This is a genomic window from Planktothrix pseudagardhii, from assembly GCF_904830925.1.
GTDB lineage: Bacteria > Cyanobacteriota > Cyanobacteriia > Cyanobacteriales > Microcoleaceae > Planktothrix > Planktothrix tepida.
Genome location: NZ_LR882967.1, coordinates 644,189 through 665,680, shown reverse-complemented (window position 1 = coordinate 665,680; position 21,492 = coordinate 644,189). Strand labels below are relative to the sequence as shown.

Here is a 21,492-nt window from a genome sequence, read left to right as displayed (position 1 = left end):
TTACAAAACATGAATTCAGGAGATTTAACCTTGAGTAAAATTGGATTAGTTGCGATCGGGCGTAATGAAGGTAAACGGTTACACCAATGTTTATCTTCAATTATTGGGAAAGTTGAAAATGCTGTTTATGTTGATTCCGGTTCAACAGATGGTTCTGTGGAAATAGCAAAATCCCTCGGTGTAGATGTTGTAAAATTAGACTTATCTATTCCCTTTACCGCAGCACGAGCTAGAAACACAGGTTTTGAATTTTTACTTCAGAAAAATACTGAATTAAATTATATTCAATTTGTAGACGGCGACTGCGAAATTGTAGACGGATGGTTAAACAAAGCGCAACAGAAATTAGATGAAAATCCTAATATCGCAGTAGTCTGTGGACGACGACGAGAACGGTTTCCGAATGCGTCAATTTATAACCGTCTGTGTGATCTCGAATGGAATACTCCCATTGGTGAAACCAAAGCTTGTGGTGGAGATGCCATGATGCGAGTAGAAGCGGTTCAACAAGTCTCTGGATTTAACCCCAAATTAATCGCAGGAGAAGAACCGGAATTGTGCGTTAGACTCCGACAACAGGGATGGAAAATTGAGCGTTTAGATGCAGAAATGACGCTCCATGATGCCCAAATGACCCGGTTTAGTCAATGGTGGAAACGCAATTTAAGAAGCGGTCATGCCTATGCTGAGGGAGCTTATTTACATGGGAAAGCACCTGAAAAACATTGGGTGAGAGAAAGCCGTAGTATTTGGTTATGGGGATTAATTATTCCTTTGGTGTCTATTGGTTTAATCCCCTTGACTCAAAACTGGAGTTTACTGTTATTATTGGCTTACCCCCTATTAACGTTTCGGATTTATTGGAACAGGAAACTTCCCCGTGATCTGACAGCTTATCATCGGGGATGTTATTCTTTGTCTTGTGTCATTAGCAAGTTTCCCCAATTGCAAGGACAGTTTCAATTTTACGCCAGCTATCTTCAAGGTAAAAAGGCAACTTTAGTAGAGTACAAGTAGAAATATCTTGATAATTAAGTATTTAATACAAACAGTAAGTTGGAATCTATGAACAAATCAAAAAAAATCAAAGTTTTAATGGTCGTTGAACAATGTAACCCCAATTGGTCATCTGTTCCTTTAGAAGGCTATAAATACTTTCAACAAATTAGTGAATTAGTCGATGTTACCCTTGTTACTCATGAACGCAATCAAAAAGATTTAAAATCTCGTCATAGCGATGACAATATAATCTTTATTCCTGAGAGTAAGCTGGCTCAAAAATATTATCGAAATATCGTGACTTTGGCTTCTAAAGGAACGATTAACTGGCCCCTTGCTCATACCTTAAGTTATCCCATCTATGCTGAATTTAATCATCGGGTCTATCAACAATTTAAAGATGAGGTTTTACAAAGAAAATATGATATTGTTCACGCCCTGACCCCCATGATACCTCGATATCCGGTCAAACTGATTAACGCTTGTCAAAATACCCCCTTTTTACTAGGGCCTGTGAATGGGGGTGTCCCTTTTCCTCCGGGGTTTCAAAAGATTGCTAAAAAGGAATTTGCCAACCTCAACTTTTTGAGAAGTATTGGAAGAATGTTGATACCAGGGTATTTGCAAACTTATCAAAAAGCAGACCAAGTTCTTTCGGGTTCAACCTATACCTTAAATTGGTTAAAAGACTCTTTAAAAGTTTCCGATGATCACATTGATCTTTTTTATGAAAATGGCATTGATCCAACCTTTCTAACGGATCAACCCAAAACTCGAACCTCTGACCGAGTGAACCTCCTATTTGTCGGTCGTTTAGTTCCCTATAAATGCGCCGATATTTTGATTGATGCCATTGCTCAATTAGAAAATTCAATTCAACAGAAAGTCCATCTCACGATTGTCGGTGATGGTTCGGAAAGAACAGCTTTAGAAGCCAGCGTTAAACAATTAAATTTACAAGAATTAGTCACGTTTACAGGCTGGGTCAAACAAGAACAAACTTTAGAATTTTATCAAAACTCCGATCTGTTCTGTTTTCCATCCATTCGAGAATTTGGTGGGGCTGTTGTCTTAGAAGCAATGGCCTGTGGCTTACCCTGCATTGTCGTTAATAATGGAGGAATTGGAGAATATGTGACGGAGACAACCGGGTTTAAAATTGAACCGATTTCACGAGACTTTATTCGAGACGAACTCACCCAAAAAATCCAAACTTTAGTTGAAAACGAACCCCTTTGGCAATCAATGTCAGCCCAATCAATTCAACGAGCTAAAGATTTTCTTTGGACAACAAAAGCCCAAAAAATAGTTAATATTTATCAGCAGCTAAGTAGGTAGGCTAAATTAAACGTAAAATAGACGGGCCTCAAAAGCTTGCTCGACCTAGATCACATCTTGTGTTTATTTATGCCCACCTACTTAATCGCCCATAAAAAACGGAGTCAATGAAACAAAAGGATAATTAAATCATGGTTCATTCCCCAGTCATCACTCATCCCTATCCCCTAGTCATTGTTATTGTTAATTATCGAACAGCTTCCTTAACAATTGATTGTCTATACTCGTTAGTTAATGAAGTTCAAGCGTTACCTGGTACAAAAGTTGTCGTTTCTGATAACGCTTCAGGAGATAATTCTTTGACTCAAATTCAAGCCGTGATTGACCAAGAAAAATGGGGAGATTGGGTTTCTTTAATTCCCTTAGATCATAATGGCGGTTACGCATTTGGTAATAATGCCATTATTCGTCCTATCTTGCAATCTGAGAATCCTCCTTCCTATTTTTTACTTCTCAATCCTGATACGATTGTGCGTTCCGGTGCCTTAATAAAACTGGTAGAATTTATGGAGAAAAATCCCGAAATTGGGATAGCAGGAAGTCGTTTAGAAGATCCTGATGGCACACCCCAACGTTCTGCATTTCGGTTCCATACCTTGTGGGGAGAATTAGATAGCGGACTGCGCTTAGGATTGGTATCTAAATTATTAGAAAAATGGGTTGTTGCGCCTCCGGTTCCTGAACAGGCTTGTCAAATGGATTGGGTTGCGGGTGCAAGTATGATAGTTCGGTGTTCTGTCTTTGAAACGATTGGTTTAATAGATGAAGATTATTTTATGTATTATGAAGAGATGGATTTTTGTTTACAGGCAAAAAAAGCAGGTTGGAATTGTTGGTATGTTCCCGAAAGTCGAGTGGTTCATCTAGTCGGACAAAGTTCAGGTATAAATAATATAAAATCTAACCCCAAACGCCTACCTAAATATTGGTTTGATTCCCGCCAATACTATTTTACAAAAAATTATGGCCAACTCTATGCAGGCGTAACCGATATTATTTGGATACTGAGTTTTATGACCTGGCGAGTTCGTCGCCAACTACAAAATAAACCCGATGCTGACCCCCCTCAATTATTGCAAGATTTTATTCGCTATAGTGTTTTGTTCAACCTAATTAATATTTTTAGGTCAGATATAGATCCAGCCCAAAATACTAACATTCAACCCCAAATTAACCCAACTCAAAATTTAGGACTCTGGGAACAAATTCAGGAAGATTGGATTGCTCATGACCGAGATTGGACGAAACCCGGATTTCGAGCAGTGGTGGTTCAACGCTTTGGGGTATGGAGAATGCAGATTAAATCGTTTATGTTTCGTGCCCCTTTGAGCTTTCTTTATCGAATGTTATATCGGAAAATTCGTAATACCTATGGGATTGAATTACCTCATAGTGTTGAACTGGGTCGTCGTGTAATTGTAGAACATCAACATGGGATTGTAATCCATGGAAATAGTGTGATTGGGGATGATTGTATTATTCGCCAAGGAGTGACTTTAGGAAATCGCTATTTAGATAAACCTTTCGATGCTCCTAAATTAGGAAAACGGGTTAATATTGGTGCTGGAGCAAAGATTTTGGGAAATGTGACCATTGGCGATGATGTTTGCATTGGTGCCAATGCGGTTGTACTTTCCGATGTACCATCGGGTGAAACCGTCGTTGGAATTCCGGCTCAAATTATTCGTTCAAAGTCTGCTCAAAACCCAAACTTAATTTGAACGAAGTTACGCCGTTTCAGCTTACAGATTGATAGATTGAGAAATTCTGAAAACGGAGAGGGTGGGATTCGAACCCACGAGGAGTGCAAGACCCCTAACAGATTTCGAGTCTGCCGCATTCGACCAACTCTGCCACCTCTCCAAACCTGAAATGATTCAGATCGTGTTTTAGACGATTTTTCGATTATAGCAGGGAACGGGTAACAGGGAACCGGAAACCGGGAAAAACATTTCATCATTTAGGTTTACTGCGTCAGCTTATGTTAATTACTGGATTTCATTACCTACAACAGATCAAAGAAAAGACCCATCTGTTTCATCAAAATCTAAAGTTGTTTCAAAACCTTGAGTTGGTGTCCATCTAATGGCTCCATCTCGACCCGTCCAAAAGATTTGAGTTTGTTGTTGACTCAGAGTTTCTACCGTTTTAGGATCAATAGAATTAGAAGAAGCGATCACAATTTTAGGCTTTAATACGGATAAAATTTCTGTACTTAAAGGTTCTCCTGACCACCACAATACTTGAGTCGGGGTTAAACTTTGACTTTCCATCAACTGTTTTTGGTCATTAATAGAGGTTTCTCCTAATAATGTCCAAGTGTTTTGACCAATTTCAAATCGAATGACTGGAGGCTGAGGATTTAATAATTCAAGTTTCACAGAACCTAACATCACAGGTTGACGTAATGTCAAAGGAACATAAGCTCCTTTTTGTTGGGCTAAGGCTTTTAAAATAACTTCATTGGTGGCTTGATAGGTTTTTTTAGGGGCGGGATTATCATAAAACGTTTTAATCGGAACATTCTCTAAAATAAACGGCCAACCAATACTTAAACCCAGTTGGGGATGAGTCGCAACTGACCCTTGAATTTCATTGACACCCTGAGCATTTAAAAACGGTAAAACGACAAATTGGGCTGTGTTCTGACTTCCACTATTAATTAAAGTTACTTTTCCTTTTTCTTCAATCACTAAAATCGGTTCTTTGGGTGTACCGAGAATCGTGGCTTGAAATTGGGTTGTTTTAGTATACCAACCCGGTGTAACCACTATTAATACAGCACAAGTCGCTGCAAACAAAATGGGAATCCACCCTTTTTTAGAAGTAGAAAATTTAAAATTCTCTTGAGGATTTACCCAGATAAAATAACCCCAAATTAAAAGATTTAAACTATAGAGGGTGATCAATTGTATGAGGGAAATTCTGCCCACCGCAATAGAATTACCTGGAAGTTGACTAAAATAATCGGCTGTTTCAATTAAACCCAAAATTGGATAATGAAGAACTTGGGAAATCGCACTTCCAAATCCCGGCATGAATAAGGCGACCAAGGCACTTGCCATGCCTCCCAATGTAATTATTGAAATTAGAGGAGAAGCAATAATATTAACTAGAATACTATAGGGCGATAAAACGTTAAAAACGTAGAGTTGTAGGGGTAATGTCCAAATCATGACGGCTAAGGGCACGGCGATTAAAGAAGCGAAAAAGGGAGGCATCCAATTTAACCGTTGCATTAAAGGAGGAACTGTGACCATTAATCCCAAGGTGGCTAAAAAACTCAGTTGAAATCCGATATCGGATATCCATAGGGGGTTAACGATTAATAATAATATAGCTACCAGTAATAATACATTTAAGGGTTTAGTTTGACGTTGGTTTAAAAGGGCAATTAATACCGCTAATCCCATTAGCGTTGCTCGTAAAACAGAAGGTGAAATTCCTGTTAAACCTAAGTAAAAAAGGAGTGTTAATAATCCTAAAATAAAGCGGATTTTGGGAGAGAATCTCTGAGTAATCGCTAAAATAATTCCTAATAAAAATGAAACTTGAAACCCTGAAGCTGCTAGAATATGAGCGAGTCCAACTTGAACAAAAGTATCTCGAATATCGTAAGGTAAATCAACTGCTAAACGGCCTAATACCATTGCACTCAGTAGCGAACCTTCAGGAACTCCTAATAATTTAGCTTGAGCGCGAGTAATGCGTTGGCGAATTTTCCACAATCCCCAAGGGGGGGGTTGACTATCATCATGACTAATATAACGTCCCCGTAATCCAGCAAAAGATCCTTGTTGAGCAAGGTAGTTGTAAAAATCAAATCCCCCCGGGTTTGAAGGGGGTTGAGGTTGATATAAACTTCCGGTAATAGCAACACTTTCCCCCGGATATAACCCCGTTGCTTTTAATAAAGGAACAGTCACATAAACTAAACCCTTCACATCTCGACTGACAGCAATGGGAGTATTATTATTTGTAATTTCATTAACTTGATTTACGTTTAACCAAAATTGTCCCCGCCCTGAACGAGTTAACCGGGGAATACTACCCACTTCTCCGCGAACCGTAATTAATAAATCTTGGCTATTCCCACTATTAAGAATTAATTGACTAATATCATTTGTCGTCGGTTGAGGGGTTCTAATTTGTAAATAAACACTGGCTAAAAAAGCGGTGATTCCGGCTAATAACCACACCCAAAAGGGCAGTTTAGGGCGAGGAGGTTTAGGGATTTTTTCAGCAAACTCAATCGGGTCAGTGAGGGCATCTTTTCGCGTTTCTTTTTGTTTAATAAACTGTTGAATTCTAGCTTTTCGGGATTGTTTTTGCTGATAAACTTGTTTCAGGGCTGTAACAAGTGCTAATATAATTCCTAATCCTAATATTCCATAATTTCCCCAAGGAATTGCACCCACTAGCAAACCTAACAGATAAGCAAAAGCCAGAATAAAAATCACCGTTTGATTCATTCAGTAATTAGGGAACAGGTAACAGAGAAAAGTAATCAATCAACGGTCAACTCTTTTAGAGAGAAAACCCTAATTGTAAACCTAAAAAAGTATGGACTAACATTAACCCTAGTGCAACGGTTCCCAGATAAGCGTGGGTGCTTCTTAAACCGGGGTTATCTTTGCCAAACCCAGTAAAGGCTATCACACTATTAGTGAGTAATAATCCCAATAATATTGTCCCTGTCCAGAAGTGGGGACTTTCTAAAATCGGTTGTTTTTGCATGACCAGGGATAATAAACCTCCGGTGTAACCTAAAGCCAAAAACAAAAACATCAAGGGGGCGAGTTTGCGGTGGTCAGCCCGATTTTTTAACGCGACTTCCTTATCTTCCGCCAAACGTCCGCGCCATCCTGTCCACCCGACATAAATCCCCATTGTGAAAATAACAGTTCCCATCATCACCGGATGTCCCCAATGGGTAATGGGTTCAGGAATTCCTAAACTCCGAAATACATTCGCAATGGGTTCTAACAGTTCAGCTAAACTCATGTTCTCTCTCAAAAGGCATCAGCATTTCCAGACATTAGTTTAGAGCAATTAGGGTAATCAGTTATCAGTCATCAGTTATCAGTTATCAGTTATCAGGGGTTAGACACGGTTAGAGCCTACGCTATGAACTTGACCAGTCACGTCTTTACAGAAGTTAACCCCTTCCCCTCCCCATCTCCCCATCTCCCCATCTCCCCATCTCCCCATCTCCCCATCTCCCCATCTCCCCATCTCCCCTATCCCCTTGTCCCCTTGTCCCCCTGTCCCCCTGTCCCCTTGTCCCCCCGTCTCCTTGTCCCCCCGTCCCCTTGTCCCCCCGTCCCCTTGTCCCCCCGTCCCCTTGTCCCCTTGTCCCCCCGTCCCCTTGTCCCCCTACTCTTCTCACACTCCACCTTCTTGTTTTTTCTGCACCGAGTCAATACTACGCTGGGTTTCTTGAACGGCTTTTTGATTTCCGGTTTGTTGGAGAATCGCTAAGGCTTCTTTCCAGGTTTGTAAGGCTTGGGGATAGTTTCCTAAGCGTTCATAAACTTGTCCAATATTATTTAAAGTTGTACCGATTTCAGGTTTATTATTGAGGGTTTGATAAATAGATAAAGCTTTTTGGTAAGCTTCTAAAGCTTGGGGATATTGACCTTGACTATAATAAACACTACCTAAACTATTAAAAGCGGTGCTTAAATTTGCCTGATCATTGGCTAATTTCGCCAAATCAATTGCTTTTTGATAAGAAATTAAAGCTTGATCAGATTGTTTGAGTTTTTCCTGAATTTCCCCGATTAAATTATGAACTTTGGCAGCACTCCCATGATCTTCTATTCGGGTCATTAATTCTGAAGCTTGTTTAAAATAAACTAACGCTTGAGAATCATTTCCTAACTGACGATATAATAGCCCAATATTACTTAATAATCGCCCAACTCCAGCTTGATCTCCAATTTGGCGACGCAGGGCTAATGCTTGTTGATAAATCTCTAACGCTTTTTGAGTATCTCCCTGAATTAAATACAACGCCCCTAAATTATTTAATGTGCGACTGAGATCCCGTTTATCTCCAACTTCTTCCCGAATTGTTCGGGCTTGTTGGTAAAAATTTAACGCTTGATCATATTGTTTTAATGTGGTATAATCAGAGGCTAAATTATGAAGAGATTCGCCCATATTCACTCGATCATTAATCGATTGGGAAATTTGTAAAGCTTCTTGATGTAATTTTAAAGCGTCTGAGACTTTATTTTGATTGCGATAGACAAATCCGATTAAATTTAAACTGCGACTAATTCCAATTTGATAATCTGGGTTCTTGTTTTGCGCTTGTTGATTTAATTGTCGATAGGAATTCAGGGCTTGTTGTAAAACTTTTAAGGCTTCTGCATCATTGCCTAAATTACTATAAACTTCCCCAATATAAGTGAGAGTTTCTGCAATTTCAGCCTGTTTCCCTTGCTTCTGTTGCTGTTCTAAAACTGTTTGAAACGTTGCTAAGGCTTCTAGAAATAACCCTTGACGAAATTGCTCAATTCCACTTTTAAATAAAGCTTTAACATTAGTCTGATTAGGGGTTTGAGCCAATGTTACGGTTGATTGTCCGAAGGCGAAATTAAAAGGGGGTGCATGAAGCAGAAACCAACTAATTCCTATACTCAGGGAAACTTGCAACACCCCGGCACTAGCCGTTAAAATACTAAAGGGTTTGAATAAAAAGAACCTTTTTTGAAACAATAACAATTTGTTCATGGCGATATTTTAAGCGTAAATAGCAAGATTCTGGGGAAAATAGGGAAGCTAGGAAAGAGACAGAAGATTAACTTTGTTTCCAGTTTACCCATCCTTCCTGTCCAGAACGATTAAAGTCACTTCTTCTTAATATTGATCAATTATGATACTAAATTTAACGGCTGATACCATTCTTAACCATGCGATCGCAGGAGATGATTTATCCCCAGAGCAAGGGGTGGTTTTGCTTCAGCAAACTGACCCAGCAATTATTGAGAATATTCGGCTGGTGAGTGATACCTTACGATCTCAACAAGTAGGAGAAACCGTCACTTATGTGATTAATCGCAATATTAATTTTACAAATATCTGTGAACAACATTGTAGTTTTTGTGCGTTTCGTCGAGATGCTGGAGATGAAGGAGCTTTTTGGTTAGAACTGGATCAAATTTTAGAAAAAGCGGCTGAGGCGGTTCAACGGGGTGCGACGGAAATTTGTATGCAGGGTGGGTTAAACCTGGAAGCAAAAATTAATGGGAAATCCTTACCTTATTATCTCAATTTAATTCAAGCCCTTAAAACTCAGTTTCCCCACCTCCATCTTCATACTTTTTCTCCTCAAGAAGTTCAATTTATTGCCAGAGAAGATCATCTCTCTTATGCCGATGTCATAATAGCATTACGGGATGCTGGAGTCGGTTCTATGCCGGGAACGGCTGCGGAAATTTTAGATGATTCCGTGCGAAAAATCATCTGTCCTGAAAAAATTAATACCGCGACTTGGTTAGACATTATCGAAACAGCCCATCGTCTCGGTATTCCCACCACCAGCACAATGCTATCGGGTCATATTGAAACACCTCAACAGCAAATGCAGCATTTACAACAGTTGCGATCGCTGCAACAAAAAGCCATTGAACAGGATTATCCCGCTAGAATTACAGAATTTATTGTATTACCCTTTGTGGGAGAAACAGCCCCACCTCCCTTGCGACGACGAGTGGGACGGGATCAACCGATTTTAGCGGATACCTTATTATTAACGGCCGTGGCTCGAATTTTCCTCGGTCATTATATCCCGAATCATCAACCCAGTTGGGTGAAATTGGGTTTAGACGGAGCAACGGAAGCCTTGCGATGGGGATGTAATGATATTGGGGGAACCTTAATGGAAGAACACATTACCACCATGGCGGGAGCCAAAGGAGGAACCTGTATGGAACCGGAAACCTTAGAAAAAGCGATCGCGTCCTTGGGGCGTCCCTATCAACAACGAGATACCCTCTATCACTATCATTCCCGATAAAAAAGACTCGCTGAGATGACTGTTCATCTCTCTCAACGAGCCTCAAGGACACAACAGAAACTTAACAATTTATGCCACTAAAGAATCTTCAAATTCTTGAGTTAAATAATCCAGTACCGTATCCAGGGTTTGCTGTTTGACCCACCCTTTCATCACCGCAATTTCCCCAAACCGCAGTTTTAATTCATTTTGTTCTTCGAGAATTAAATTAATTTGGGATTCATCAAGCAATTTAGCTTTGCAGAGATAATAACCCAAGGGATGCCGATGTTGGGTCTGTTCCAACTGCGGTAAATAATCAGCAAAGAAATCAATGGTGTCTTGTTCCAACCATCCCAACTCAACGACAAAATCACCAAATCGTTTACCGGGTTCTTGTTTTTGTCGTTCTAAAATAGTGTGAACTTGATCACCCGACAGTAACCCGGCTTTTCGTAAGATTTCACCCAAGAAGGGAGACTCCCAATTAATAAATTCTTGTTGGGTTAAATAATCCAGTACCGTATCCAGGGTTTGCTGCTTAACCCACCCTTTCATTACCGCAATTTCCCCAAACCGGAGTTTTAATTCCCGTTGTTCTTCGAGAATGAAATTGATTTGGGATTCATCAAGCAATTTAGCTTTATAGAGATAATAACCTAAAGGATATCGTTGTTTTGATAACCCTAACTGCGGTAAATAATCGGCAAAGAAATCAATCGTTTCCCCTTCCAACCATCCCAACTCAACAACGAAATCGCCAAATCGTTTTTCAGGTTGTTGGGTTTGCAATTCCAAAACAGTCTTAACTTGGTCAGCAGACAATAAGCCCGCTTTTTGTAAGAGTTGTCCTAAGCGGGGAGATTCCCAATTGGCAAATTCTTCTCGGGTGGAAAATGGAGGTGTATAGAGTTTTAACTTTTGTAATAACAGTAACCAAAAGAAAGGAAGATCCTCAATCAGATACCGTTTCCATAAACGTTTGGGTTCGGAAAACAAGCGGTGTAACCATTCCACACCCATATTACTCATCCATTGGGGGGAGCGACCTTTTTCCCCTGCTTCAAAGTCAATCGTTGCACCAATCGCTAAAAATACCTTAATATTTTTGAGTTGACTGCGGTATTTAGCAATCCATTTTTCTTGCTTAGGTGCTCCTACACCAATGGCTAATACGGTAGCTCCAGAGTGATTAATCCGATCAATAATACGTTGGCATTCTACCTCATCTTTTTCAAAGCCAAAGGGAGGGGAATAAGACTCGATGATCATTTTCCGCCCCACCTTTTTATTAATGTTTTCCTGGGCGCGTTGAGCAACTCCCTCAGCGGCTCCCATCAAGAAAATTGTTACTTTTTCATGATTTTTATAATACTCATAGAAGGCTGGAAATAAGTCCGAACCCGAAATTTTTTCTTTGATGGGCTGACCTAAAAATTTAGAGGCATATATCAAGATCTTACTATCACAAACCCGGTAGGTTGAAGCTTGGTAGATCCCATAAAAGTCCGGGTCTTTCTGTAATTTCATTAAGTGATCGACGTTAGGGGTAAAAACGACACCGCCCCTGGAACCTAACCGTTTAAGAAGTTGGGTTTTGGAGATATTATTAATCGGAAGATTGAGGATGTTGATGTCGTTAGCCATAGCGCTTTTCTGTCCTGTTTTAAAAAATAGTCTATTAACTTAGTTCTGGCGAAAGTTGAATTAACGTTATACCACAACGATCAACTGAGCCATCGGCTAAAGTCATGATTATTGAGCAGTTAGCATTTGTTTCCCTTCTGTTCTCTCGACTTTGCTAACCGTTTCTTTGACTCAGAGACTGAGCCCTAATCCGTCGCTGATTCATCAATGTAGCTATATAGAGTAATGAAGGTTTACTACTCGATAGCAGTGTTAAGCGGGAGGATCGAATTTTGAATGCTTAGATTTTACAACAAAACGGCCCAAAAATACGAGATCTTTTTGTAAAACTTCAAATTAATCTCTGTAAAGATTTTGTAAAGGCTAGATTCCGAACCCCTATAGTTGACTCAAAATCAATATTCAGATCAAAAATAGTTTGACATCGCAGCACCCAGAGTAAATACTTATTCCCCTGGATGGAGCCCCTTTCCCATCAACCTTGAATTACTGCTACAAATGAAGATTCATTCCTCAAGTTATTGCTAAAATACTAAAGCAAGTTGGATTTTCCACTGAGAGGTTCCCGATGATGGATGAAGGTGTTGTGAAATATTCCTGTGAATGTATCCCAGGAGAAAACGTTGCGGTTGAATTGATAGCTTCTTTAATGAAATGGCGGGATCATATTCATGAATTAGGATTGATTGGTGTCTATGAAAATGGTATTGGATTTGGCAATATTAGCATCCGTATTGCCAATACTTTACAATTTATTATTTCTGGCAGTCAAACGGGACATTTAGCTAAACTTAATCCCGATCATTATACTGTTGTTACTGAGTTTAATATTGAACACAATCATCTCACCTGTTGTGGGCCAATTCAAGCCTCATCCGAGTCCTTAACCCATGCTGCAATTTATAGTTATGAACCGAATATTAATGCCATTATTCATGTTCATCACCCCCAACTGTGGCGAAAGTTATTAAATCAGGTTCCCACCACTCGCAAAGACGTTCAATATGGAACCCCCAAAATGGCACAAGAAATGTTTAGATTATTTGAGGAAGAAAATTTAAGGGAAAAGAAAATATTAGTTATGGCTGGACATGAAGATGGATTTCTAACCTTTGGTAAAGACTTAAATGAAGCCGGAGAAATATTAATTCAATATTATCATATTTAGTGAGAAGTTCACACTCCTAATCCACTCATAACCCCAACAACAAGGTAATAGTAGCAGGAGGTATAGAGCTTAATTTTCACGATTTGAAGCTTGAAATAAATATTCATCAAATTCTTTTAAAGATGAGTTTCTCTCAATTGTTGTTCTGTTAATTTCAAGATAGTCAGCGATTTCAGGAGATAGGCTTTCTGTATATTTGTGCTTTTTTAGATCTTTCTCTTTTAACTGGGGATTCCTTTTTTCTGCAATTAACACAGAATTATGATCTTTTAAGTAAATTTCAACTGCTTTTTGTAGCCCATCTTCTTCTCTATTTTTAATAGCATGATTATAGGCTTGTTTGGTACCAAGAATTAGTTCAACATTATCTTTTCGATGAAAAGTAACAATTTTTTGGGCTATACAGTGTACTGTTTTAGCATCATAATCTGATTCTGGAGCCCAGAGAAAAATTTTACACATACTTGAATTATTGTTTTTGAATATCATATAAAAGTTGACTATGAAAAATTGCACTTCCAACTCCAAACTCTTGCATCCAGTCTAAAAAACTTTCACGCTTCTGACTAAGTTCATCAATTGGATAAGCGACAGTCCCCTTGTTATCTTTTTTGGTTAACAGGATTAAAGATACATCTGAATTAATTTCATCAACAGTAAAACAATCCAATAATTGAGAACTGTGAGTTGTAATCACAACCTGTGTTTTTTGAGAAAGTTGTTTAATAATAGAGGCAATATCTGACAAAAGACCGGGATGAAAACTTCTTTCTGGTTCTTCAATTCCAATTAAGGGAGGTAATTCATCATCAATTAGCAAAATTAAATAGGCAATTAATCTTAAGGTTCCATCCGCCATACTGGATAAAGGAACTTGAACACCGTCTCCTTCCAAGACTTGAATAAACTTATCTCCATCTGAATCAGACTCAACTTCAAACTCCATATTAACCATATCTTGAAGTTTCTGATTAATCTCTTGAAATTTATTTTTATTTTTTTCTGCCCAGTATAATAAAATTTCTTGTACTTCACCACCTTTTTGATCTAGTTTTGGTGTTTCAGAAACCAAGCTACTACTTGCTTGAATTTGTCTAACTGTTATTCCTTTGCGTCCAATTATCTCCGGATCTAAATTATAAAATTCCCAATGTTTAATAAATTCTGATACTTCCGATGTAAAAGGCTTATATCCAAAATCACCAGCCGTATTCAAGGCTAAGTTACCTGATTTAGAATTATAAGAGACAGGTGCTTTTCCATCCTCATCTTGAACATTTCCTTCCCCTTTTACAATATCAATAACTTCTATCTTATCTACTTTTAATTTTTCACGAGAAAAACTAGGCTTCTCTGTTTCTGAATTAGCTGAAATTGATAATTCATAATCAGCTTTTGTATTTTCATCTTCAATCTTAATTTTATAAATTAACTCATCATTCATTACTCTAAATCTTTTTTTAATAAACTCTGGTGGTGGTGGCGAACCATTATAAACCATTATACTCAGGAGTTCTAATGCTCCTATAATATTCGATTTTCCCGTAGAGTTAGCACCAACAATAATTGTTAAGTCTCTAAATGTTAACGAGACATTTCCTAAGCTCTTATAGTTTTTAATATTGGCTGATTTTAAGTTAAGAACCATAGATTCAGTATAAATTCAACTTTAGTCTTAATATATAAGATACTCTTTTTTGTTCATATTGTCAATTCAGGATGAAAAATTGCTGTCATCAAAAAACCCGCCTAAGCGGGTTGATTTCCTAGGATTAAATAAGGAACGTAAATTAGGCTTTAGTTGGAGGATTCACTTCTATACTAGGAGTTGAATCCGGGGGTTGTTCTTGTTTTTTCTCACTGGCAGATTGAACTTGTTTCAAATGAATCGTATTCACCTGAACAATAAAGTTTTCAATTGCTCTTTGAGCTTTTTTAGACAGTTGAGCATCTTCCATCGCATCATATTGATAGAGGGTACTCACTCCTAAGATAAATTTCTCCTGTTCCGCTTCTAATAATTCCACAGCAGTATTCGCCGCTACCCAATTTTCTTGAAAGGGAAAAGAGGTGACAATACTCGCAACAATTGCTGCAATTGCTGGACAAATTACAGGCAACCATTTTAACCAAGATACCCCAGCTTCTAGTTTATCCACTAACACTAAAATAGGGGTGACACCCGATAAAACAATCGTGGCAGTTTGTGAAACATAGTAAATACTGCGGCAGTCTCTTCGGGTCTTTTTATAGTCATCAATTAACTCCTGAGCATATTCTAATGCTTGGATTCTCGCGGCGGTAATCACCGAGTTATCCATAGGATTATTTTCACCTATTAAATTACTGCTTAAAATCGTATACAGTGCAGCATTTTTCTTCATTTTGGAGAGTTTGTCTGCCTGTTGATAGTTCTGAAAAACTTGTCGGTTAATTAAGAACAAACAAATCCAGGTTGCTGCTAAAATAATTTCATAGATTTTAGCGACTTGCAACTCAGAAACAAAAATGTTAATGAAAGCTGCACCTACAAAACCCGCTAAGGAAAAATACTCAACAATTTTTAGCAACAGTAGCAGGGTGGAGTTGGGTGAACTGGAAGAATCCTCAAGGGTACTGATCATCGACGCTGGGTTCGTCTCTGCACTATTAGTCATGGCTTAAAGGCTAACGGAATAAGCAAAACAATTTTAATTTATATCATACACCCTCTGGAAGGGTAAAATTTTTAAATTATCTCAGAAATGAGAATACTGTTTCAGCAGTCGAAACCTGATCAAAAGCTCTATAGTTAGTTAAATTTTATGGGTTCTTGACAATTTGGTGTTAATATACTACACTTATATTACAGAATAAAATCACCGGAGGGAAATTGGTGGAAATCTTGCCTATCAATTCTTGATTACAAACCTATTATGAACCGTTTAGAGATTGAAAACCGTACTATTTTACTCGCCTTAACAGGTTCCAGAGGCTATGGACTGGCAACAACCACCTCAGATTATGATTATCGTGGGGTTTTTATTGCTACAAAGCCCTATTATTTAGGATTTAGCTTAATTGAACAAAAAGATACAGGATGGACAGATGAACCAACCGATAAATTCTCTTTTTTGTCAAAAGATACCTGTTTGTATGAATTAAAAAAGTTTCTGAAATTATCAGTAGATAATAACCCTAATATTTTAGAATTATTATGGTTTAAAGACTATGTATATCTAACAGAAATTGGGGAAAAGCTGAGACAGAATCGCCAGATTTTCTTGTCTAAAAAGGTAAAACAAACCTATTCTGGCTATGGCTATGCTCAAATTAAAAAGTTAGAATCCCATCGCCATTGGTTGTTGAATCCTCCCACTCATAAACCGACGGCGGCAGAATTTGGCTTAGTCGATACACCGCCGTTAACGGTTAGTCAAATGAATAGTTTTTTAGAATATTTGTATGGGTTAGTGCGCGATCGCATTGAATTTTTAGAACCCGCCAAAGAACTGTATCAGTTGTTAACGGCTGATATTGATTTTAAAGGAATTTTAAAACAATATCCCTTACCCGAAGAAACCTTAGAAACAACCCAAAAATTAGCCAATTCTTCTCAAGATTATATTCAATTGTTGCAAAAAAGTCAACAATATCAACGCGCTTGTCGAGAATATAAACATTATCAAGATTGGCAAAAAAATCGCAATCCTGAACGAGCTAAAATGGAAGCTAAAGTTGGATATGATTGTAAATTTGCGATGCAAGCTATTCGCTTACTAAAAACAGGAATTGAGATTTTACAAACTCAATCTTTAATCGTTGATCGTCGGGAAGCTGGAGATGCAGAGGAATTATTAGCCCTTAAAAAAGGGAAATACAGCTATGATGAAGTCATGGTTATGGCTAAAAGTTTGTATCAAAAATTGGATGAAGCCGAGGAAAATTCCACGTTACCCAAACAAGTCAATGGGGAAACTGTCAATCAACTTTGTATTGAGTTAGTTTCTCAGCAGGGATTTTAAAAGGGTGTGTTGACTGTTATCTGCTTACAGTTAACAGTTAACAGTCAACCATCACCCCTCAGCGTGAGTTCACAATATAATCAGAAGAAATCGGTTCTACTTTTTTCTGATAAACTAACCCTTGGTAAATCATAGAAGCGACTTCACTATAGGTAGCAGATTGATTGGGATTGAGAGTATTTTTATCAGGATAATTAACAACTAATCCGGCTTCCGTTGCGGCGGCAACACCCTCAACTGCCCACTCAGGAATTTGATCTGCATCTTTAAAGAGTTTAAGGGTTTGTTGAGGATTTTTAGACGGTTTTAACTCTAACCCACTTGCCAAAGCGACTAACACTTGAACACGGGTAATTTCTTGTTTAGGTCGAAAGATATTCCCTGGATATCCCACCAAAAAACCCGATTGACTAACCTCTTTCAAAGCAGGTTTAGCCCAAAAGTTTTTAGGAATATCCTTAAATTGAATAGGGGATTGTTCAGGTTGTTCATTAAATGCCCTTTGTAATTGGGCGGCAAATTCTCCCCGTGTAATTTTTTCGTCGGGTTGAAAGGGTTTTTGATCAGACCCGGTGGCCCAATTTTTACTCATAAAATAGGCAACAAATGGACTCGCCCAAGATTTGTCAGGAACTGTAGAAGAGGGAGTTTCCAGAGGCGGTGGAGTCGTTGAACAAACTTTTCCCCCCTGGGATGGAGTCGGACAAAGGGTTTCCGTTGGGTTGATGGTAGTGGTTTGGGGGGGAATTGGAGTAACTTGGGGTGGGGGTGACGTGGCGATGGGTGTATCCGGTGTTGTTTGAGGAATTAACCCCAAACCAACCCACCAAGGTTGATTCACTGTTGGCTGAGGTGTGGTGGAAGGTGTTGCGGGTTGGGGAGTTGGGGGAGATAGAGGTGAAACCCCATCCGGGAGGGAGCGTTCTAGGATTTGGGAGAACGTCTGATCTGTTGTGGAGGTTTGGGTTTCTGGGGGGGTTTGGTTGGGGATGGTCGCTAATTTCCGGTTAGGGTGACTTAAAACCCAAAATAAAATTGTACCCATCGTTGCTAACGCAACAATAATGGCAATAACCTCATCAAAGCGAGGATTAGATCGACGATTGGAGGGATCAGGGGGATAAGATTGTGACATGAGGATCAGTCCCGTTATAGATACACTTATTTCAGCATAAACGATTGATTTTTGGCTATAAAAAATTAAAATGGGGGAATTTTTTTCCTAGCCGTTTGTCTGAATTTTCATCTCCCTACCTATTGTTGTGGGGCGATTCCCTATTGAACATAAATTAACTCGATCAAAAAAGGTACTCCTGATGGGGATGAAGGAGTACCTTTAAAATCGCTATAAAAACAAGGGAATCTATGAGATAAAATTCACCTTATTTTTAATAGGATTCAGAATTAACTAATAACGCGCAATCCAGCCGCTTCTGGGTTATATCCTTCCATTTCCACAGGAATAGATTTCACATTCCAGATTTCGTTACAATATTCACGGATGGTGCGATCGCTAGAGAATTTACCCATGCGAATGGCATTCAGAATTGACATTCTTGTCCATTTTTGTGTATCTTGGAATGCCATACTCACTTGTCGCTGGCAATCAATATAAGCTTGATAATCTGCGAACAGCATATATTCATCATGGTACATTAAGGAATCCACCAAAGGTTTAAATAATTCCTCATTGCCATGGGAAAAATAACCCGATGAAATCCGATCAATCACGCCTTTTAATTCAGGATTACGATGATAGTAATCGAGGGGTTTATAACCTTTAGATTTTAAGGCATAAACTTCTTCTGCGGTTAAGCCAAACAGGAAGAAATTTTCAAACCCAGCTTCTTCGCGGATTTCAATATTTGCCCCATCCAAAGTACCAATGGTTAAAGAACCATTCATGGCAAACTTCATGTTTCCGGTTCCAGAAGCTTCTTTTCCGGCGGTTGAAATTTGTTCGGATAAATCCGCCGCCGGATAGATGCGTTGACCTAAAGAGGCGTTAAAGTTTGCCAAAAACACCACTTTTAACCGTCCCCGGACATCGGGATCTTTATTGACCACTTCTCCAACGGCATTAATCAATTTAATGATTAATTTTGCCATGAAATAGCCGGGAGCAGCTTTCCCCCCAAAGATAAAGGTTCGGGGATAAATATTAATATTGGGGTTCTGTTTGATGCGGTTGTACAGAGTAATAATGTGCAGCACATCCAAGTGTTGACGTTTATATTCATGAATCCGTTTCACTTGAATATCAAAGATGGAATGGGGATCAACTTCAACGCCATTAAATTTCCAAATGTAATCCGCTAACAATTGTTTGTTGTACAGTTTAATTTGACGCCACTGTTCGCAGAATTCAGGATCATCAATTTGGCTTTCTAATTGACGCAGTTGATCTAAATCTTTGAGCCAACCCTCACCCAGTTTAGAGCTATAAAACTGCGATAACGTGGGATTACTCAATAAAATCCAACGCCGAGGAGTCACACCATTGGTTTTATTGAAAAACTTCTCTGGCCAGAGTTTATAAAAATCTCGCAGGGTATCTTTTTTCAACAAATCCGTATGCAGTGCTGCTACTCCATTAATCGCATGGCTGCCAACACAAGCTAAATGAGCCATCCGCACAAATTTTTCTGGCCCTTCTTCAATTAAAGATAACCGTCCCAATAAGCTATCATCATCGGGATACCAGCGATGGACATCTTCTAAGAAACGACGGTTAATTTCATAGATGACTTCCAAGTGACGTGGTAACAAATAGCCAAACAAACCCACTGACCATTTTTCTAAGGCTTCGGGTAACAGGGTATGGTTAGTATAAGCAAAGGTTTTTTGGGTAACTCGCCAAGCCGAATCCCAATCAATCCCATGTTCATCTAACAACACCCGCATTAACTCAGCAATGGCAATGGCTGGATGGGTATCATTCAGTTGAATGGCGGCGGTTTCATTCAGGTTATAAAGACTGCTATTGTGGCGGAGATGGCGTTTAACAATATCCCGCAACGAACAAGCCACAAAGAAATATTGCTGTTCTAAGCGCAATTGTTTCCCTTGGGGGGTGTTGTCATTGGGATAGAGGACTTTAGAGATGGTTTCCGACCGCATTTTATCAGCCACCGCCCCATCATAATTTCCGGCGTTGAAGGCTTCAAAGTTAAAGGCATCACTGGCTTCTGCTTTCCACAACCGGAGAGGGTTAACGGTGTTGGTATCATACCCAGGAACCGGAGTGTCATAGGGAATACCAATGACGGTTTTCGCCGGAATCCAGCGAATCCGTTCCCGTCCTTTCTCATCATGATAAATTTCGGTATGACCGCCAAATTTTACCTCAACGGATTCTTCGGGACGGGGAATTTCCCAAGGGTTGCCAAATCGTAACCATTTATCAGGAATTTCCGCTTGCCAACCATCTTGCATGGTTTGGTGGAAAATCCCAAATTCATAGCGAATGCCATAGCCAACGGCGGGAATTTCCAAGGTCGCCAGGGAGTCGAGGAAACAAGCGGCTAACCGTCCTAAACCGCCATTTCCTAAACCGGGGTCGGGTTCTTGTTCAAGGAGTTCATCTAGGTTGAGTCCCGATTCTTCCACGGCCTGACGGACGCGATCATAGAGGTGTAAGTTAATTAAACTGTTCCCCAAGTGTCGGCCCATGAGGAATTCCGCAGACAAATAGTAAACAATTTTGACGCTATGGTCTTCGTAAGTTTTGACCGTTTTTAACCAACGGCTTAATAACCGATCCCGCAAGGTATAAGCCAACGCCATATAAAAATCTTCCTTTGTGGCGATGGTTTCATACTTGCCCAGTTCATAGAATAAATTATCGGCAAAAGCCCGTTTTAAGGTCTCCACACTCGTTCCAGTGCGATCGTCCTCAATTTGGATGGGACATTCATTAATCGGAATCAAGGATTGAGTCATTCAGTCTCCTATCTAAGCATCAATTAACGTTCAAGGATCATCTGGGTAACAGGATACAGATGGGTTAAGGTTGTTTATGTTGTGTTAATGACTATTGTTGGTCAACAATTCTGTATTCTGCACCTCAATCGGACACAATTTCCTGATCTTCAAGTTTAACTTAATCAAAATACAGATTTTTCCGCTCTTGTCAAGGGACTAACTCTGCGATTGATTTTGTTTAGGATTATAGCAATTCTTTTTAGGTGAACTGAGTATTGGCTTGTATTGTGATCCATTTTATGTTACTGTGATTGGACAGATTATTAATTTGAGCATTTTTTTAAGATTATTAGTTTTTATGGTTGATTTTCCTACGCCGATTGTATTGGAAAAATTTTGGGACAATT

The 21,492-nt window shown here is 39.1% G+C and carries 15 protein-coding genes and 1 tRNA gene; 6 read left to right on the top strand and 10 right to left on the bottom strand.

Annotated features, from left to right (window positions below):
- Positions 1 to 9 precede the first annotated feature (9 nt).
- The 3 genes from NMK36_RS02820 to NMK36_RS28920 all read left to right on the top strand — a co-directional run bounded on the left by NMK36_RS02820 (position 10) and on the right by NMK36_RS28920 (position 4,058).
- Positions 10 to 1,017 (top strand): glycosyltransferase, encoded by a 1,008-nt coding sequence (locus tag NMK36_RS02820; protein WP_367997164.1) that lies wholly within the window; start codon positions 10 to 12, stop codon positions 1,015 to 1,017.
- 48 nt (positions 1,018 to 1,065) lie between these two features.
- Positions 1,066 to 2,337: a glycosyltransferase family 4 protein gene (locus NMK36_RS02815; RefSeq protein ID WP_072722648.1), complete on the top strand. Its 1,272-nt coding sequence runs from the start codon at positions 1,066 to 1,068 to the stop codon at positions 2,335 to 2,337.
- A gap of 131 nt (positions 2,338 to 2,468) precedes the next feature.
- A complete protein-coding gene (locus tag NMK36_RS28920) occupies positions 2,469 to 4,058 on the top strand; it encodes a glycosyltransferase (protein ID WP_367400308.1) in 1,590 nt (529 codons plus the stop codon).
- A 53-nt stretch (positions 4,059 to 4,111) separates the two neighbouring features.
- Here the strand turns inward: NMK36_RS28920 and NMK36_RS02800 are convergent.
- From NMK36_RS02800 to NMK36_RS02785, 4 genes are all read right to left on the bottom strand, one after another.
- Positions 4,112 to 4,200, bottom strand: a tRNA-Ser gene (locus NMK36_RS02800).
- 152 nt (positions 4,201 to 4,352) lie between these two features.
- Entirely contained in the window at positions 4,353 to 6,809 is a 2,457-nt protein-coding gene (locus tag NMK36_RS02795) for a ComEC/Rec2 family competence protein (protein ID WP_254172941.1), read from the bottom strand.
- 55 nt (positions 6,810 to 6,864) lie between these two features.
- Positions 6,865 to 7,341 (bottom strand): DUF4079 domain-containing protein, encoded by a 477-nt coding sequence (locus NMK36_RS02790; RefSeq protein ID WP_072722650.1) that lies wholly within the window; start codon positions 7,339 to 7,341, stop codon positions 6,865 to 6,867.
- 381 nt (positions 7,342 to 7,722) lie between these two features.
- On the bottom strand, positions 7,723 to 9,078 hold the full coding sequence (locus NMK36_RS02785) for a tetratricopeptide repeat protein (RefSeq protein WP_254172940.1): 1,356 nt from the start codon (positions 9,076 to 9,078) through the stop codon (positions 7,723 to 7,725).
- Positions 9,079 to 9,220: 142 nt separating this feature from the next.
- On the opposite strand from NMK36_RS02785, the gene cofH reads away from it, so the two are divergent.
- Positions 9,221 to 10,363, top strand: a complete 1,143-nt coding sequence (cofH, locus tag NMK36_RS02780) for a 7,8-didemethyl-8-hydroxy-5-deazariboflavin synthase subunit CofH (RefSeq protein WP_254172939.1) — start codon at positions 9,221 to 9,223, stop codon at positions 10,361 to 10,363.
- A 69-nt stretch (positions 10,364 to 10,432) separates the two neighbouring features.
- On the opposite strand, the gene NMK36_RS02775 is transcribed toward cofH, so the two are convergent.
- Positions 10,433 to 11,989, bottom strand: coding sequence for a WecB/TagA/CpsF family glycosyltransferase (locus tag NMK36_RS02775; protein ID WP_254172938.1), 1,557 nt, complete (start codon positions 11,987 to 11,989; stop codon positions 10,433 to 10,435).
- Between the two features lie 571 nt (positions 11,990 to 12,560).
- Here NMK36_RS02775 and NMK36_RS02770 point away from each other — a divergent pair.
- Positions 12,561 to 13,157 carry a class II aldolase/adducin family protein gene (locus NMK36_RS02770; protein ID WP_072722653.1) on the top strand — a complete coding sequence of 199 codons (597 nt, stop codon included), beginning with the start codon at positions 12,561 to 12,563 and terminating at the stop codon, positions 13,155 to 13,157.
- Between the two features lie 69 nt (positions 13,158 to 13,226).
- On the opposite strand, the gene NMK36_RS02765 is transcribed toward NMK36_RS02770, so the two are convergent.
- The 3 genes from NMK36_RS02765 to NMK36_RS02755 all read right to left on the bottom strand — a co-directional run bounded on the left by NMK36_RS02765 (position 13,227) and on the right by NMK36_RS02755 (position 15,814).
- Positions 13,227 to 13,619 carry a hypothetical protein gene (locus NMK36_RS02765; RefSeq protein ID WP_254172936.1) on the bottom strand — a complete coding sequence of 131 codons (393 nt, stop codon included), beginning with the start codon at positions 13,617 to 13,619 and terminating at the stop codon, positions 13,227 to 13,229.
- Between the two features lie 7 nt (positions 13,620 to 13,626).
- Positions 13,627 to 14,805, bottom strand: a complete 1,179-nt coding sequence (locus NMK36_RS02760) for an AAA family ATPase (RefSeq protein WP_072722654.1) — start codon at positions 14,803 to 14,805, stop codon at positions 13,627 to 13,629.
- 142 nt (positions 14,806 to 14,947) lie between these two features.
- Positions 14,948 to 15,814: a DUF4231 domain-containing protein gene (locus tag NMK36_RS02755; RefSeq protein ID WP_254172935.1), complete on the bottom strand. Its 867-nt coding sequence runs from the start codon at positions 15,812 to 15,814 to the stop codon at positions 14,948 to 14,950.
- A gap of 258 nt (positions 15,815 to 16,072) precedes the next feature.
- Here NMK36_RS02755 and NMK36_RS02750 point away from each other — a divergent pair, with 258 nt between their 5' ends.
- A complete protein-coding gene (locus NMK36_RS02750; protein WP_254172934.1) occupies positions 16,073 to 17,161 on the top strand; it encodes a nucleotidyltransferase domain-containing protein in 1,089 nt (362 codons plus the stop codon).
- 58 nt (positions 17,162 to 17,219) lie between these two features.
- On the opposite strand, the gene NMK36_RS02745 is transcribed toward NMK36_RS02750, so the two are convergent.
- Entirely contained in the window at positions 17,220 to 18,296 is a 1,077-nt protein-coding gene (locus NMK36_RS02745; protein ID WP_072722656.1) for an S-layer homology domain-containing protein, read from the bottom strand.
- A gap of 269 nt (positions 18,297 to 18,565) precedes the next feature.
- Positions 18,566 to 21,103 carry a glycogen/starch/alpha-glucan phosphorylase gene (locus NMK36_RS02740; protein WP_072722657.1) on the bottom strand — a complete coding sequence of 846 codons (2,538 nt, stop codon included), beginning with the start codon at positions 21,101 to 21,103 and terminating at the stop codon, positions 18,566 to 18,568.
- Between the last annotated feature and the right edge of the window lie 389 nt (positions 21,104 to 21,492).

Coding starts and splice junctions, on each gene's coding strand:
- cofH (WP_254172939.1), top strand. CDS start 9,221: ATGATACTAAATTTAACGGCTGATACCATTCTTAACCATGCGATCGCA.
- NMK36_RS02815 (WP_072722648.1), top strand. CDS start 1,066: ATGAACAAATCAAAAAAAATCAAAGTTTTAATGGTCGTTGAACAATGT.
- NMK36_RS02740 (WP_072722657.1), bottom strand. CDS start 21,103: ATGACTCAATCCTTGATTCCGATTAATGAATGTCCCATCCAAATTGAG.
- NMK36_RS02770 (WP_072722653.1), top strand. CDS start 12,561: ATGGATGAAGGTGTTGTGAAATATTCCTGTGAATGTATCCCAGGAGAA.
- NMK36_RS02790 (WP_072722650.1), bottom strand. CDS start 7,341: ATGAGTTTAGCTGAACTGTTAGAACCCATTGCGAATGTATTTCGGAGT.
- NMK36_RS02755 (WP_254172935.1), bottom strand. CDS start 15,814: ATGACTAATAGTGCAGAGACGAACCCAGCGTCGATGATCAGTACCCTT.
- NMK36_RS02750 (WP_254172934.1), top strand. CDS start 16,073: ATGAACCGTTTAGAGATTGAAAACCGTACTATTTTACTCGCCTTAACA.
- NMK36_RS02765 (WP_254172936.1), bottom strand. CDS start 13,619: ATGTGTAAAATTTTTCTCTGGGCTCCAGAATCAGATTATGATGCTAAA.
- NMK36_RS02795 (WP_254172941.1), bottom strand. CDS start 6,809: ATGAATCAAACGGTGATTTTTATTCTGGCTTTTGCTTATCTGTTAGGT.
- NMK36_RS28920 (WP_367400308.1), top strand. CDS start 2,469: ATGGTTCATTCCCCAGTCATCACTCATCCCTATCCCCTAGTCATTGTT.
- NMK36_RS02745 (WP_072722656.1), bottom strand. CDS start 18,296: ATGTCACAATCTTATCCCCCTGATCCCTCCAATCGTCGATCTAATCCT.
- NMK36_RS02760 (WP_072722654.1), bottom strand. CDS start 14,805: ATGGTTCTTAACTTAAAATCAGCCAATATTAAAAACTATAAGAGCTTA.
- NMK36_RS02820 (WP_367997164.1), top strand. CDS start 10: ATGAATTCAGGAGATTTAACCTTGAGTAAAATTGGATTAGTTGCGATC.
- NMK36_RS02775 (WP_254172938.1), bottom strand. CDS start 11,989: ATGGCTAACGACATCAACATCCTCAATCTTCCGATTAATAATATCTCC.
- NMK36_RS02785 (WP_254172940.1), bottom strand. CDS start 9,078: ATGAACAAATTGTTATTGTTTCAAAAAAGGTTCTTTTTATTCAAACCC.